The sequence below is a fragment of the Streptococcus sp. GS001 genome (assembly GCF_021595565.1).
GTDB classification, from domain to species: Bacteria; Bacillota; Bacilli; order Lactobacillales; family Streptococcaceae; genus Streptococcus; species Streptococcus xiaochunlingii.
This window is the reverse complement of the sequence record NZ_JACSYJ010000001.1, coordinates 403,796-419,253: the sequence shown is the minus strand read 5'-3', so window position 1 is coordinate 419,253 and position 15,458 is coordinate 403,796. Positions and strand designations below refer to the sequence as shown.

The 15,458-nt window shown below is 36.9% G+C and carries 19 protein-coding genes; 14 read left to right on the top strand and 5 right to left on the bottom strand.

Features of this window, described 5'->3' with window-relative positions; genetic code table 11:
* The first annotated feature begins 177 nt into the window (after positions 1-177).
* The 14 genes from H8S88_RS02055 (at position 178) to H8S88_RS01995 (ending at position 7,471) form a co-directional block, all read left to right on the top strand.
* Positions 178-654: a hypothetical protein gene (locus tag H8S88_RS02055; protein WP_236127869.1), complete on the top strand. Its 477-nt coding sequence runs from the start codon at positions 178-180 to the stop codon at positions 652-654.
* Between the two features lie 71 nt (positions 655-725).
* The gene (locus H8S88_RS02050; protein WP_125329055.1) at positions 726-1,043 is read left to right on the top strand and encodes a hypothetical protein; all 318 of its coding nucleotides are present in this window, start codon (positions 726-728) and stop codon (positions 1,041-1,043) included.
* A 141-nt stretch (positions 1,044-1,184) separates the two neighbouring features.
* Positions 1,185-1,610 (top strand): hypothetical protein, encoded by a 426-nt coding sequence (locus tag H8S88_RS02045; protein ID WP_236127868.1) that lies wholly within the window; start codon positions 1,185-1,187, stop codon positions 1,608-1,610.
* A 148-nt stretch (positions 1,611-1,758) separates the two neighbouring features.
* Positions 1,759-1,980 carry an RHS domain-containing protein gene (locus H8S88_RS09935; protein WP_443032517.1) on the top strand — a complete coding sequence of 74 codons (222 nt, stop codon included), beginning with the start codon at positions 1,759-1,761 and terminating at the stop codon, positions 1,978-1,980.
* A gap of 6 nt (positions 1,981-1,986) precedes the next feature.
* The gene (locus tag H8S88_RS02040; protein ID WP_125336294.1) at positions 1,987-2,370 is read left to right on the top strand and encodes an RHS repeat-associated core domain-containing protein; all 384 of its coding nucleotides are present in this window, start codon (positions 1,987-1,989) and stop codon (positions 2,368-2,370) included.
* A gap of 85 nt (positions 2,371-2,455) precedes the next feature.
* Positions 2,456-2,974, top strand: a complete 519-nt coding sequence (locus tag H8S88_RS02035) for an Imm15 family immunity protein (protein WP_236127867.1) — start codon at positions 2,456-2,458, stop codon at positions 2,972-2,974.
* A gap of 243 nt (positions 2,975-3,217) precedes the next feature.
* Positions 3,218-3,592, top strand: a complete 375-nt coding sequence (locus H8S88_RS02030; protein ID WP_236127866.1) for an ankyrin repeat domain-containing protein — start codon at positions 3,218-3,220, stop codon at positions 3,590-3,592.
* Positions 3,593-4,636: 1,044 nt separating this feature from the next.
* Entirely contained in the window at positions 4,637-5,152 is a 516-nt protein-coding gene (locus H8S88_RS02025) for an SMI1/KNR4 family protein (protein ID WP_125334720.1), read from the top strand.
* A gap of 255 nt (positions 5,153-5,407) precedes the next feature.
* Positions 5,408-5,683: a hypothetical protein gene (locus tag H8S88_RS02020; protein WP_125334725.1), complete on the top strand. Its 276-nt coding sequence runs from the start codon at positions 5,408-5,410 to the stop codon at positions 5,681-5,683.
* Positions 5,684-5,698: 15 nt separating this feature from the next.
* Complete coding sequence (locus H8S88_RS02015; protein WP_185761498.1) at positions 5,699-6,085, top strand: RHS repeat-associated core domain-containing protein; 387 nt, start codon at positions 5,699-5,701, stop codon at positions 6,083-6,085.
* A complete protein-coding gene (locus H8S88_RS02010; RefSeq protein WP_185761499.1) occupies positions 6,055-6,255 on the top strand; it encodes a hypothetical protein in 201 nt (66 codons plus the stop codon). The genes H8S88_RS02015 and H8S88_RS02010 overlap by 31 nt, the downstream gene beginning before the upstream one ends.
* Positions 6,256-6,284: 29 nt before the next feature.
* Positions 6,285-6,713: a hypothetical protein gene (locus H8S88_RS02005; protein WP_236127865.1), complete on the top strand. Its 429-nt coding sequence runs from the start codon at positions 6,285-6,287 to the stop codon at positions 6,711-6,713.
* A gap of 102 nt (positions 6,714-6,815) precedes the next feature.
* Positions 6,816-7,049 (top strand): RHS repeat-associated core domain-containing protein, encoded by a 234-nt coding sequence (locus H8S88_RS02000; RefSeq protein ID WP_236127864.1) that lies wholly within the window; start codon positions 6,816-6,818, stop codon positions 7,047-7,049.
* 89 nt (positions 7,050-7,138) lie between these two features.
* Entirely contained in the window at positions 7,139-7,471 is a 333-nt protein-coding gene (locus tag H8S88_RS01995; protein ID WP_061863329.1) for a hypothetical protein, read from the top strand.
* Between the two features lie 311 nt (positions 7,472-7,782).
* Here the strand turns inward: H8S88_RS01995 and ftsY are convergent, their stop codons facing one another.
* Genes ftsY through rnc form a run of 5 tightly spaced genes read right to left on the bottom strand, consistent with a single transcriptional unit; the run spans position 7,783 to position 15,238 of the window.
* Complete coding sequence (gene ftsY, locus H8S88_RS01990) at positions 7,783-9,396, bottom strand: signal recognition particle-docking protein FtsY (RefSeq protein ID WP_236127863.1); 1,614 nt, start codon at positions 9,394-9,396, stop codon at positions 7,783-7,785.
* A complete protein-coding gene (locus tag H8S88_RS01985) occupies positions 9,396-10,217 on the bottom strand; it encodes a Cof-type HAD-IIB family hydrolase (protein WP_236127862.1) in 822 nt (273 codons plus the stop codon). The genes ftsY and H8S88_RS01985 overlap by 1 nt, the downstream gene beginning before the upstream one ends.
* Positions 10,214-11,011, bottom strand: coding sequence for an HAD family hydrolase (locus H8S88_RS01980; RefSeq protein WP_236127861.1), 798 nt, complete (start codon positions 11,009-11,011; stop codon positions 10,214-10,216). The genes H8S88_RS01985 and H8S88_RS01980 overlap by 4 nt, the downstream gene beginning before the upstream one ends.
* The gene (gene smc / locus H8S88_RS01975; RefSeq protein ID WP_236127860.1) at positions 11,001-14,546 is read right to left on the bottom strand and encodes a chromosome segregation protein SMC; all 3,546 of its coding nucleotides are present in this window, start codon (positions 14,544-14,546) and stop codon (positions 11,001-11,003) included. The genes H8S88_RS01980 and smc overlap by 11 nt, the downstream gene beginning before the upstream one ends.
* A complete protein-coding gene (rnc, locus tag H8S88_RS01970) occupies positions 14,537-15,238 on the bottom strand; it encodes a ribonuclease III (protein ID WP_125335169.1) in 702 nt (233 codons plus the stop codon). The genes smc and rnc overlap by 10 nt, the downstream gene beginning before the upstream one ends.
* Positions 15,239-15,458: the final 220 nt, after the last annotated feature.

The following is a 15,458-nucleotide window of genomic DNA, read 5'->3' as shown; positions in this document are numbered from 1 at the left end:
CGAGTTTACAAGAATGCGCACCAGCCGTTTAGATTGCAAAACATCCTTGTCCGCACTGGCAGGTAGCAACTGCCAAAATGGATGGAAATCTGAGTCAAAAAAGAAATAATGGGAATGGTACATTTTCTTGGGAGTACTACAAAGATAATGTGCCCGAACAACATAGGAAATAGTATCATGACAACTTTAGAAAATAAGATCTTTACTTTAAAACAGAATCATTTAATGAAAAAAATGAAAGAAATTCATTTTTTAAATAATTTAATTTCAGATTCTGAAAAAATTATTCCATATCCACTCTCATGTGAAATATTAAATCGTACTTTTGCCCCCTATAGAAATATAGAATTATCAAAAGAGAATTTTAGTTTATCGATAAAAAATGAAATATTATATTTTTTTGCACCAGAGGAAAATGACATTGCTTATGTATACTTTTATGGAGGAATAAATGATTCGGCTAAAATACCAATAGAAGTATTCCCCTTGTTTATTATCAAAATAAAAAATATTAGCAATTGGCTAGAATTAATAAACAAACCTAATTTTTATTGTTTAAAATTCTTTAGTCATAAAATAGACAAAGTAATCGATATATCTCTACTCGACAATGAGGAAGATGTGTTATCTATTTCTATTGGAGTGAACGCTTAACTATTTTAAAAATAAATAAACTATTCCAGCAGAAGCAATCCTTTGCTTTGTATAACTTAAAGGAGTTTACCATGAAAGAATTATTAGAAAAACTTGAAAATAATAGTTTTATTTATAAGGTCAGAATGGATCTTGAATTCGATGTAAAGGACTATCAAGAATTATTAAAAATTTTAAATGAAATAAAGCATTATACTCATAATCATAATCTAATTGAAAAAAGACTAGCATCTATTTTATATGAAATACCGAAATTAACACATATTTGGTATCTTAATTTAAAAGACGATCCTAATAAAAATGAATCTTCTATTGTTAATCAACTTGAAGATGCATGGATAGAGTTAGATTCAATAATTGGAGAGGAAATTCTTGGTCAAGGACAATAAACTCCTGTTAACAACCATAGAAACTCTAAATTTAGCAAAAGATAACCGTTTTGGGAAACCAAAGCATGCATGTGCAACATCTAACCCTTTGCTAGCTATATTAAGAATTACTGCAACAAGTGGATAAATAAGAGAAATCAGATGGAAAAATATTTCTTAGAAATTATCAATTTATTAATTGATAATAATACTGAACAAATTTATAGAAAAATTATGCTTTCTATATTAGATATTATTATAGAGAATCCAATTTTATGTATAAGTATCTATAAACCTTATGTTGATAGAGCAGAAAATTATTGGAGATATTATGATGAAACTGTTGATAACTTAGAAAAATACCGAAAGGAAGTTATTGAGATTGCACTATTAAAAAAATGGTCAACTTTAAATAAAAAAGATAAAAAAAATATAGAATTAAATTATATTTATCGTTTGATTCTTACTCCATTTAAATCAGAAGAATTAGATAGAAATTGTGATAATCTATATTGGTTTATTGAGTGTATAAACCATTATGGTATAAGCTCTTATAAGGCAATAAATTATTTCAAAAGATACTTTTAATACTCCTATCTTTGCTAGAAGGCAGTAAAAATAACGAGGAGATGGTTTTATTAGTTTAGTAAGAATCCTGATAATGTCTGAAGAGGCCTTCGTCTATGATATTACTGGCCTCCTAAAAGGGCTGGGAGCCTTTAGATAGCCCACCGGATTGGTCCACCTCTTGCAGGAAATCCAACCGGACGGCAGATATACCTATATCTACACCAATCTGTATTCCTACAATCCTTTAGCACAGGTTCGCGATTGGACAACCGAAGACGGAGAAGGCGTACAACAAGCCTACTACTTTCACTGCGACCAAATCGGCATCCCGAGAGAAATGACTGACAAGGACGGTAATTTGCTGTGGTTCGGCAACTACACCGGCTAGGGTCGTCTGAAAGAGGAAACCAAGGTAACGGATAGCGCATACCAGCCCTTCCGCCTGCAAACCCAATATGCCGACCGTGAGACGGGGTTGCATTACAACTTCTTCAGGCATTATGAGCCAGAATGTGGCAGATTCATCAATCAGGATCCAATTGGACTAGGCGGAGGAGATAATTTATATGGATCAACACCCAATGCACAGGGATGGATTGATCCTTATGGATTATTTTGGGGATTAGTGATTCGCATTGGTGGAGCTATTATTTTAGGAATAGGTAAACTGATTGCAAAAGGGAGAAAGGCTATTAAGCAGTGCATTGGAAAATGCGGTGAAAAAGCCAAAAAAACACTAAAAAAGGTAAGGGACCAATTAAAAATATTGATGAGGTAATGGAAAATCCTAATATTTTAAAAGTGCATACTCCAGAAACATTTTTAAAAGAAATTGGAGGCACTCCAAAAGGATGGAATACATAATGGAATACTTAAAACTATTAACAAAGTTAGCAAAAACTGAAAAATCATATCAGTATGATGAAATAATTAAATTACTTAAACATCCTGTTGAATTTGAAGAAATTCCTTTGATTACTAGAACTGGAAGAGAAAAACCATTTTTGAAAATACTATCCCCAAAACAGTTGAATTTGTTCTTTTTAAATACTGCAATATTTTACATTAATAATATAAATTTAATGGCAAAAGATATTCTGAAAGATAACGATTTATCAATATGTGTAACATACCCAGACATAAGTTCTGAATTACATAATCTATATAGTTTTTATATACCTAACATATGCATTTATAAGTCGAAATATGAAAATACATTTAAAAATTATCCAGATTTAAATTTAGAAAATTTCCCATGGTTACAGGAATATTCATCTGATTTTAATTATAAAGAAATTTTTAACATTGTTTACTCTAAATTTGATGACGGTTTTGGCCATGAAATTTTTAGGATATTTTTATTAAAAAAGAAGGATATTTAAAACAAGCGTAAATAGAATTAGCCTTCTCCTAACGCATACATTAAGGTCGTCTGAAATATTTATTCCGTAACAATCTAAGCCAAAACCGCCTATGAATACGGCCAGGACGGTCATGCTCAAAAAATACAAGAACGTAAAAATAGATTAAACAATCTAAAAAAAGAGTATAAAGAATATTGTGTCACGAGTAATAAATAAAATCTAGATATTAAATTTATCAACTTACAGCTATAGGTATTGTTAATGAAAAAAGAATTGTTATGTATTTTAAAAAAATATGAAACGCATCCTGATTTTTTGGGTGACACTATTGAAGATATAAATCAAGTAGGAGGTATGGATGATACAGTTTTACATATTGCAGCTAGAAATAATTCTTTAAATGATGCTCTTGTATTTCTTCAAAATGGGGCATTGATCGATCTTAAAGGGGACTTAGGATATACTCCCCTACATTATGCAGGCATGTTTGGAAATATAGAAATGGTGAAATTACTCCTTGATTATGGATCTGATAAAAATATACAAAATGAATTTGGAGAAAATGCCGTTAGAATTGCAATCAACTCATCCAGCGAAAATAAAGAGAAGATAGTAAAACTATTAAATGATTTTTAAAAACGTAAATAAAAAATAGATAATAAATCAATCAAATGGTGCCATACCTTAAAATGTAGAAAGTAAGACATGATAAAAAACAATCTAATTTTATTAATTAAAAATCAAATGTCAGATAAACAAAAAATGAAAATGCCTTACATTTAAATAGAGTTTTACTAAGCTCAATAGAACACCCTAGTATAGATAATGATTGTTTCATAGAATTATTTAGCTATTATTCTAATATATCCCAAGGTGAAGTAAGTGAACTATTTAATTTACTGCAATCTTTAACCAAAGATGAAATCAATATCATTTATGATTTTTTAGAATATATTTCAAAGTTTGTCAAAGACTTAGGAGTATATTGTGAATTTGAAAAATTTCTTACGGAGGTAAAATATATACAAGAACGAAATTATCTAGAGGAAAAAATTAGGACTACTTTTCCAGTTTTCAAAGTTGATAAAAACAATATCATAAGTTTTGATGATAGTGATAACTTTTATATATTTTCTATAATGCAACTATCTACTAAAACTTGGATTGAGATAACATACGATGATTTTCTCTCAATACTTGAATCACTAGAGTGGCAAGCTTATACTAATAAGGCTATATTATATTTTACTCCTTGCTGTTTAAAATATATTATTTCTAATTTATCTAAATTTTATTTATATGGTTACGTTGTTGAATTTTTATATATTGCCCTAAGAAACCAAAGTACGATATTTAACACTACTCAAATCAACTTAATCATTGATTTTTTAAAATTAATCCAAAATTTTAACCAGGAAATTAGTGTTGAAACACAAAAAAAAATAACAAGTACTATTCAACTTTATATATAATTTCCCGGTCGTAAAGGGGGCGGTGGGTGGCGACCGGCCGGTCAATCCGATACATGGTTTGAAATTTTTGGAGGGTGAAACCGACTTTGCTTTTGAAGGCATTTTGCCATTAAATTCAAAAGCAGTGAAAAGAATGAAAAAATATTAACGATATGGTATTGAAGGAAATATCTTTCTATCAAGCAAAAAATTTATGGAGTATACTTTTATGTTCAAATTAAAATTATTGACCGAGGATTTTTTTAATATATGTATTAAGCGTAAAGTAGAAATTAAAAAGTTAGATAAACTTCCTAAGCTGGATAATAACTATTTGTTATTTATTGCTAAGTATCAGGAAGTAGAAATAATACCTGATTTTTCTCTTTTTAATTATGAAGAGGCTTTAAATGAAAATAGATACTTAGAGTGTCATTATCCCGAAATATCAAGGTGTTTTTGGAGTATTGGACAAGCAGGACAGGGAGATGGATGGTTTCTAAATAAAATAGATAATACCATTTTTCATTATAATCATGATACTGGAGAATATACCAAATCTGGATTTACAAATTTAGGGATAGGTTTCTCACAATTTATCCAGTTGGCTTTCTTATACCGAGATTTAGAACACCTATTAGATGAAGGAGAGACACTAACGGATAACATAAAAACTGAGTTTATAAATTCAGTAAATAGTATAAGTAATAATTTATTTAATGTTTATCCATTTAAGTATTTTTAATTGAAATATTCAATAAATTTATTAAACAAACCGTAGCCTGCACAAAGCCTTCAGTTCTGACGTAGGGTGTGTGCGGTATGCACGCACACGGGTTCTGCTTTTCAGACGACCCTATCCCCACAGTTCAGAAAAAGATACAGATAACGTAGAAATGAATCAGCCAATCGGCTATGACAGAGATACAGGAGCAATTCTTACAAAAGTCAAAATTATTGTAATGAACGGCACCAATAAAATTATTGCAGGAGACCCATCATGATAAGTACTGATTATTTTTGGTTTAGAGAGTGCCCCATATGCGATAGGCAGGGGAGATTAATTATAAAAAAAAATATTGACTCTAATAAATTATTTCTCTGTTGCGATGAATGTATGAGTTGCTGGGAAAATGAGGATGACTTAATTCAACAAAGAAAGAAATTTATGGAATATTCTATTAAGTCAAAGATAGCGAATGCTTCAGAAGACGATATTAGTAATTTTCATTGGGAAAAATATAAACTACACAAGTGTTCTGATACATTCATTTAATTTTATTAACTGTAGTTGGATCGAGGTCCAAAAAAACCGCAAGGTCTTCTGAAAGAGGAAACCAAGGTAACCGATAGCGCATACCAATCCTTCCGCTTACAGAACCTGTATTATGATAGAGAAACAGGACTCCACTATAACTATTACCGCTATTACGATTCAGACACAGGACGTTTTGTAAGCCAAGACGTGATAGGTTTGGTAGGAGGAGAAAATTTCTATCAATTTTCCCCCAATACACAAAGTTGGATTGATTCTTTAGGACTTAAAGAACTTTATTATCTTGTTGCAAGAAAAGATGGTTTTTACCCTGTAATGGAATGGGGTGAACGTAAGCCTGTGGGTAAGGTATGGTTGAAAAAAGGAGATATTTGGAAAATTGGGAAACAAAAAATATTGTAAAAGGTGTTCAGCGTCGGTATTCTCAAAAATGGTTAGATAGAAATAATTTAAAATATATAAGAGTTATGAAGGGACCTATGAAAGCTATGCAACGTTGGGAAAGGTTGAAAATTATTAAATATATTAAGAAAAGGGGTAAATTACCAGTGGAAAATAAATGTAGGCATTAGTTTTATTTTTTTAAGATAAGGAGATGGATATGCAAATACGAACTACGAGTGACTCTCCAAAATGGAGTAAAGTTAGTATATTGGATAGTGAAATAGAGAATGGCTTACAGCCTATTCTGAAAAAATATACTGAATTTCCTTTTGATTTAGTATTATGTTTCAGGTGTTTAGAAAAAGATAGTGGCTGGAAATCTAAGTCTCGATATTCAAAAGAAGATAATTATAATGCCCTTGTATTTGACATTGTTGTTTATGAAGAAGATTTTATACCCATTAAAAAAGATATAGATGCACAAAGAAAGATATTAGGTAAGGAGTTTTATCGATATTTTTTTGAAACCATGAAGAAAAAAGAAAGGCAATTTGCTATACTTAAAAAAATTAACCCTAATTTCTTATATGATGTTGAGAAATGGTTATTGGAAAATAAATGGATAGATACTATTAGTGAATCATAGTATTGAGATCTTTGATAAAGTATTTTAGGCGACTAAGATATTTAAGGTCGTCTGAAACATTTTTTTATAACTTGATAAATTCTCCGCGACACAGAAAATATATTGCATAGGTTGGATGAGCGGATTTACAAGAATGCGAATCAGCCGTTCAGACTTCAAAACCAGTACTTTGATGAAGAGACCGGCTTGCATTACAACTTCTTCAGGTATTATGAGACTGATGCGGCTCGGTTTATCAACCAAGACCCGATTGGGTTGTGGAGCGGGGCTAATTTTTATTGGTTTGCACCTAATGTTCAAGGATCGGTTGACCCTTTGGGGTTAGCAAAAAAATAGATGGGCTTACTATTCACTACATGGCAATATTTGATAAAGCTGGAAAAAGGAAGAATGTAACTGACTTCAAATTCAAATAAGAGGATTATATGAATAAATTTATTTATAAAAAAGATCAAAATTATACTGACCACTGGGAATTTTGCAATCAAAATAAATATCCATTTATTACAATTAATAATATTGATAATGGTTTTAGTGAGCTATTTTTTGACATAACTAATATAAGTAATAAATTAGAAGATATTTCTAATTCTATAAAAGAAATATCTTCTTGCTATAATAAATTTTTTTTAATTCCCAGCTACATATTAGAAAGATATGAATCTCAATATTATTACTTTGAATTCCCCGTTATAAATACCCATGCAGAACTTATTGCGAACCAGTTATTTGATTATTTACTTGAAAACATAAGTTAAAGCTTACTGTTACGAAAGAAGATCAACCATTTTACTAAGCCAAAGCGAGCGAATTAGATTAAGATCTAATAAACAAGTCATAGCTCGTATAGAGAGATTCTCCTAAAGCACACAGTTAGCTTCATAAAACAAATCGCCGCACTTAACGACCTGACGCAGACCTAGATAGGTAAGAACTCAGTAGCATCAGCTTAGGCCGTCAACCGCAGCTATGCCTACGAAGAAGCCGCTAACCAGATATCGCCTATCGTAAAGATGGTCGTTTAGAATAATCAAAAACAATCCTGCAAGAACTCTTGCAGGATTTTCTTTTATATCAAACCTTCTAACAAGCCGCGCATAAAGTTTTCAGAATTGAATTCACCGATGTCATCGATTTTTTCACCAAAACCGATTAATTTCACTGGAATATCCAATTCTTCTCGAATGGCAAGAACCACTCCTCCTCGAGCTGTTCCATCAATCTTAGTAAGGACGATTCCAGTAATCGGCGTGATCTTAGAGAATTCCTTGGCTTGGACCAGGGCATTTTGTCCTGTAGACGCATCCAAGGCCAAGAAGGTTTCATGAGGGGCTGTAGGATCCACGCGCTTGATAATGCGACCGATTTTTTCTAATTCAGCCATCAGATTGTCTTTATTCTGAAGGCGACCAGCCGTATCAATCATCAAAACATCGACTTGCTCTGCCACTGCTCGTTCCATCCCATCAAAGACCACACTTGCAGGATCTGATTTTTCAGGACCTGTGACAACGGGCACATCCACACGGCGTCCCCATTCAGCCAATTGAGCAACAGCTCCTGCCCGGAAGGTATCTGCTGCGACTAGCATCACTTTTTTCCCTTCCTTCTTGTACTTATGAGCTAGTTTTCCGATAGAAGTGGTTTTCCCAACGCCATTCACTCCGACGAAGAGCATGACGGTCAAGCCGTCCTTAAAGTTGATTTGCTCATTGTATTGGCCATCTTTTTCATAGAGATCCACCAATTTTTCAATGATCACGCGACGCAAGGCATCCGGTTTTTTGGCATTTTCCAAGCGTGCTTCATAGCGGAGCTCTTCGGTCAGATTCGAAGCGACTTGGACTCCGACGTCACTCATGATCAAGAGTTCTTCTAAGTCTTCAAAGAATTCTTCATCGACAGAACGGAAGTTAGCAAAGAATGCATTTAGGGCAGCACCAAAGCCAGTCCGAGTTTTCTTCAAGCTTCGATTGTATTTTTCTTGAACCGTTTCTGTTGGTTGAGCAAGCTCTGGCTCACTTGTCGTTTCTTCTACTAGAGGCTCTTCTTCAATCTCTTCTGAAATTTCAGGTTCGCTAGTTGTTTCTTCTACTGGAGCATCTTCTTCAAACTCTCCTGTTTCTTCCTCTGAACTTTCAGTAGTTGCTTCTTCAATTACTTCCTCGGGTTCTTTGGAAAGATTTGAAGTCTCATCTTCTGTTTCATTCTTTGCAAGAACTTCTTCTTCAAGGACTTCTTGGACAAGATCTGATGAAGAATTCAGAGGCTCTTCTTCAAGATTCTCTTCTTGTAACGTTTCTACTTCTAAAGTCTGTTCTTCAGGAACAGGAGTAGGTTCGGTTACTTCCTCAGGAGGGGTATCCTGCTCTAGTGGAGAAGACACCTCTTCCTCGATAGCTGTTTCCTGATTTACAGGCTCTTCTGTGGGAACTTCTTCTTCAAAAGATTCTGTCAACTCTTGCGATGATCGCGCTGATTCGGTAGCCATTCGCTCTTTTAATTCAGCATAGTAGGCTTCCATTGCCGAGATCTTAGCTTCATCACTTTGTGAAGCCTTTTGTGATACCGGCTCAGCTGGCGAACTTGCTTCTTTCTCGCTTCCCCCAATCTCTTCTGTAAGTTCTTGGGCTTTTGGTTTTGTTTCTTCTTTTCTTCCAAATAGTCGGTCAAATAATCCCATTATTGACCCTCCTTCAATACATATTCTTCAATCGCTCTTCCGACTGCATCTTCATCATTGGTGTAGTCTGAGACTAGTGTGGCAATCTCTTTCACCTTATCCACCGCATTAGCCATGGCGATTCCTAGTCCTGCCCATCTTAACATGCTGGCATCGTTGGCTTCATCTCCACACGCCATGACTTGGCTAGCATCGATTCCTAAATACTCCACCAAAGCTTCCAAGCCTCGATCCTTTTGAACGCCTTTGGGGCACCATTCCAAGAGCATGTCTCTGGATTTAAAAATCTCAAAACGCTCCCTTAATTCAGGAGAAATCTTTGGAATAGCGCCATCCAAATAGTCCTGTTGAAAGGCCGTTACACACTTATTGTAGGAAATCTGACTGGACAAATCTTCAATAGAAACGGGAATAAAGTTCAAGTAAGGATTATAGAGAGGGTAAAGAGATTCTTGATCAGATACAAGTGTATAAACAACCCCTTCGCTGATGGCATCTAGTGGCAAACCAAGGGCCTCTGTCTCCTCATAAATGCGGACGACATCATCACGAGAGAAAAGTGTCTTCGCAATGATCTCCCCTGTATTCTTTTGTACCAAGCCTCCATTAAACGTAATGGTGTATTCATCTGACAAGCCGGCAGTCCCAATCTCTTGAAGCAGAAAATCCATAGCCTTGAGGGGACGACCCGTCGTCAAAACTACCTTGACCCCTTTTTCTTGAGCTGCACGAATGGCAGCTAAGTTCCGAGGGGAGATTTTCTTCTCTGAGTTTAAGAGAGTACCGTCCAAGTCTAGTGCGATAACCTTAATCTGACTCATAATTCTTCCTCCATGAAGCGAAGGATAGATCCTGTCGAATGGTGAGCTAATACTTTTTCAGCCAATTCCAAAATCTCTGGACGGGCATTTTCTGGCGCAATTGGATGGCCAACAACCTGCATCATATGAAGATCATTGAGGTTATCCCCAAAAGCTAGGACTTGATCTCGACTAATGCCTAGCTGATCCATTAGTGCTTGGATGGCGACTCCCTTGTCCACATAATCCAAGACAATATCAATGCACTCATAACCAGTGGTCATAGCCTTAACACCCTCAACATTTTGGGTAACCCAGGCTTCCCCTTCCGCTAATACTTCTTGGTCAAAATTGGTGGTCATCTTAAAGACAAGATCATCAATTTCTGAAAAATCTGACACCATTTGAATATTTTCATTGTAGTTTTGCGAAGCAGCTAGATAGTCTGGATCAACGGTCTTTAAAACATAGCTCCCGAGTTTTCCCGTTAACAAGCACTTATTTTTATCGAAATAAGGACTTTCTTGTAACTTGGCAAACAGAGCTTGGTAAAAATCAGGACTCATGGTCGCTTCATAGACATCTTCACCATGAAACTCAACAACACTGCCGTTTTCAGCTATAAAAATAATCTGATCCTGAATCTCTTTAAAGATTGTCTTCAAAGAGAGGAGAGCCCGACCACTTGCTGCCGCAAAGTAGATCCCTTTTTCTTGAAACTTCTTTAATACCTTTAGGAATAAAGCTTGATCAAATTCATGATTTTCATCCAAAAAAGTCCCATCCATGTCTGTTGCGACTAATTTAATTTCCATTATCCATTCCTTCTATATCTTTCAGCTTCACAGATACAATCTTAGAGACTCCAGATTCTTGCATGGTCACTCCATAGATGGAATCTGCTGCCGCCATGGTTCCCTTACGGTGGGTGACCACAATAAACTGACTTTCCTTATCAAAACGATTGAGGTAATCCCCAAAACGTTTAACATTGGCCTCGTCTAGAGCCGCTTCTACCTCATCCAAGATGACAAATGGAATAGTCTTGACACGAATGATTGAGAAGAGCAGTGCCAATGCTGACAAAGCTTTCTCCCCACCACTCATCAAATTCAAGGATTGAATTTTCTTACCTGGCGGTTGAACAGAAATCTCGACCCCAGCTGACAAGAGATCCCCATCCGTCAAGATGAGATCTGCTGATCCTCCCCCAAACATCTGTTTAAAGGTTATTCGGAAGGATTCACGAATCGCTTCAAACGTAGACTTAAAGCGTTCTTTCACCTCATCATTCATGTCATTAATGGTTTCAAGAAGAAGATTCTTCGCTGCCAAGACATCTTCTCGTTGACCGGAAAGGAAATCAAACCGAGTCTTGACCTCATCGTATTGTTCGATAGCATCAATATTGACAGGTCCTAAGGCTTTAATCGCTTTCTCCAAGTCTTTTAAGACTTGCTCAGACTGGGCTAGATTTTCTAGTTCGTTGGCCTGATTAGATGCCTCTTCAAAACTCATCTTGAATTCATCGGTCAGTGCCAACATGAGTTTATTCAATTTGTCTGCCAATCGATCGCGATTGGATTCTGCTTTGGCCTGTAGGCGAATCCACTCCTCATTTTGACGACGGGCTTGTTCCATATGACCCGCTACATCTTCAGACTGGCCTTCCAAATCCTCTAATTCAAATTGCTTACGAATCACAGCTTGCTCCAGAGCGGTTTTCTCTTGAAGGGTTGCTTGCAGTTGTTTTTCAAGGACAGAAACATCGATTTGCTCATGTCGATCTTCTCCCTGCTCAATCGCATATTGGAGAGCTTGGATTTCCCGTTCAGTAGAAGCCAACTCTTGCTTCAAGCGTTCGGCATCTGTTTGGTCATAAGTCAATCGACTCTTCAACTCTGTTTTCTGTAATTGGAGCTTGGCAATAGCTGCCCGTAAGCTTTCTACCTTCTCAACAATGACATCTTTATTGAGCTTGACTTCTTCAATCTCAGCAGTGACTTGCTCTTTTTCCGCCTCAATTTCTTTCAGTAGCGCTTGCAAGTGATCCCGTTTTTGGAGGAGCTCCTGGTCGCTACCTTCATCCAGCTCTGTACGGATAAGTTCTAACAGTTCTTGGGCATCCAAGAGTTGCTGGTGAGCTTGCTCAAAAGCCAATTGAAGGCGTTGCTCTTCTAGTCGCGCCCCTTCTCCTTGGCTTTTCAAAGATTCTAGTGTTGCTTGTGATTGGGTCACTTGGTCCTGTTGCTCTTGAACCTGCCCTTCTACTTCTCGCAAGTTCTTCTGAAGAGAGGCCAATTCTTGGTGCAAGCGATCCAGTTCTGGCTTAATGAAAATCGAATTATTGCTTCGATTTGCACCACCTGCATAGGAACCACCTGTGCGCAGTTCAGTTCCATCCAGCGTCACGATACGAACTTGGTAGGCAACCTTGCGAGCAGCAGACTTGGCGTGCTCAATCGTATCAAAAATAGCTGTGACACCCAAAAGGTTTTGAAAAATCGACTTGAGGGAAGGATCATAGTCCACCAAACTGCTAGCCATCCCTAGGAACCCTGGACAGGCTTCAATCAGTTCTTGATTCTTTCCTGCAAGGTAGCGTGGTTTAATGGTTGTCAAAGGAAGGAAGGTTGCCCGACCCGAGCGATTCTTCTTCAGATGTTCGATTGCCCGTGTTGCTGCTCCTTCGTCTTCTACGATAATATGCTGACTGCTGGCTCCCAGAGCAATCTCTAAGGCAGTCTGATACTCTGGTGAGAAGGAAAGTTTTTCACTGACAGCTCCCACAATCCCGCCTAAGCGAGTCGCTTCTTGCAAGACACTCTTCACGCCCGCATAAAAATTACTATGATTTTTTTGAATCGCCTCTAAACTGTTAATGCGAGCCTGTTTTTCCTTGCTTTGATCCAGTAAATCAAACATCTTGGCTTGCGCTTCTTGATAAGCCTGGCGAGCTTCCTCAAATCGTTTCGCTTCTGACTGATAGGTCTCAAGCAAGTGTTTCAGATGCTCTTGAGCGAGTTGATAAGACTCTTTAGCAACTTGCTCTTTTTCCTGCAATTCTGTCACCATTTGGATTTGATTTTGGTAATCTTCCTTTTTACTTTGTGACAATTGAGCTGAAACTTCCAACTGATTTTCAATGGTTGTTAATTCATTTGACCGCTCTGCTTCATCCTGCATCAAGGCCACGTATTTTTCACGTAGATACTCGATCACCTGATCTGGATCTTCTGAGAAACTTGCCAACTCTTTCTCCAGACTTTCGATAGCTTCTTGGCTCTTTTGGAGTTCTTCTTGAATACTCTTTGTATGGGCTTGTTTTTCTTCCAATTGATTCCGAAGAACTTGTAGGCGTTCTTCCAGACCATTGACCCGCTCTTGATTTTCCTGACGGCTCCGAGCGACCTGTTGTGACTCCAAGCGTGCCAACTCGATTTGTTTCTCCAAATCACTTAAGAGGCGAGTCAATTCTAAGAGGCTAGCTTGATCATCCGATAATTGATGTTGAAGAGCCTGACGACTCTGTTTCAATCGGAGGCTTTCCGCTTCATATTCTTCTCTTTTCTGGTAATAAGCCTTTAATTGTTCCTGAATGGAGGCTTCTTCTTGGACTGCTCGATCATATTCTTTTTTATTGACTTCAATTTGTGCGATTAAAACATCCAAATAAAGGACTTGGCGTTGTTGATCCAATTCTAAGAAACGTTTTGCAACGAGAGCTTGCTTTTCAAGAGGTTTGATTTGCCCCTCTAACTCAAAAATAATGTCTTCCAAACGGTCCAGATTATCCTGGGTTTGGACCAACTTAGATTCCGTTTCCTTGCGACGCGTCTTAAATTTAAGAACTCCCGCGGCTTCTTCAAAAATAGCTCGTCTCTCTTCTGGTTTGGAGTTGAAGATTTCCTCGACCTTCCCTTGGGAAATAATGGAGAAAGAATCTCGCCCAAGCCCAGTATCCATAAAGAGGTCATGGACATCTCTCAAACGGACTTTCTTGCCATCAATCTTGTACTCACTGTCACCCGAGCGGTAGATATGTCGTTCTACTCGAATTTCCTTAGCAGCATGTTTGATAAAGCCATCCCGGTTATCCAGCACTACCGTTACACAGGCGTAATTTAAAGGTTTACGAGTTTCAGTCCCTGCAAAAATCACGTCCGGCATCTTGCCTCCACGTAGGCTCTTGACACTCGATTCCCCTAAAGCCCACCGTAGACTTTCTGTAATGTTTGATTTTCCAGATCCATTAGGGCCAACAACTGCGGTAACCCCTTGGTCGAAGATAACCCGGGTCTTATCTGCAAAAGACTTAAATCCTTGAATCTCAATTTCCTTTAAATACATGAGGGATCCACCTTATTTTCCACTGCTATTTTTGCTGCTTCTTGCTCTGCAGCCTTTTTAGACCGGCCACGTCCTTGGCCGATGAGTTTCCCATTGACAGACACTTGAACTTCAAATTCTTTAGCGTGAGCCGGACCTGACTCACTCGTCACCTCATAGGTAATCAGTACATCACCGTGGATCTGAAGGATTTCTTGCAAGCGTGTCTTATAGTCAATCACTTGTTCAAATTGACCTGCCTCGACTTTAGGAATCATGACTTGCTGAATAAAATTCCGAACAGTCTCCACTCCCTTATCCAAGAGCAAGGCCCCTAAAAAAGCTTCAAACAAATCTCCTAAGATGGTATCTCGGTTACGTCCTCCAGATTTTTCCTCTCCCTTGCCAAGTTTGATGAATTGATCGAAACCACAATCACGAGAAAAACCTGCCAGGCTTTCCTCACGAACAATCATGGAACGCATTTTTGACAAATCACCCTCTGGCTTGTTTGGGTAGAGGGCAAATAAATATTCGGAAATCACCAACTGGAGAACAGCGTCTCCTAAAAATTCCAAACGTTCATTATGTGAAATTTTTAAGAGGCGATGCTCATTCGCATATGAGGTATGTGTAAAAGCTGTTTCCAACAATTCTGTGTCGTCAAAAGTCAGCCGAAATTTCTCAGCAAGAAGGTTATATAAGGCTTGCATCACGTTACTACTTTCTTTCTTCATTTATGCATCTGGATCGAATCTTATGACTCATTTCGTCTAAAAGATACACCCCTCTATTATACCAAAAACATTTTACGCTTACCATTAAATGCTGATTGTTTGCTATCAGTTGTAAAAACAATGTTTTAAAGAAATTATAGTTCCTATCAATTTCTATCAATTAAAAAAAGACGTATTCATTGCCCGCATAATTGAG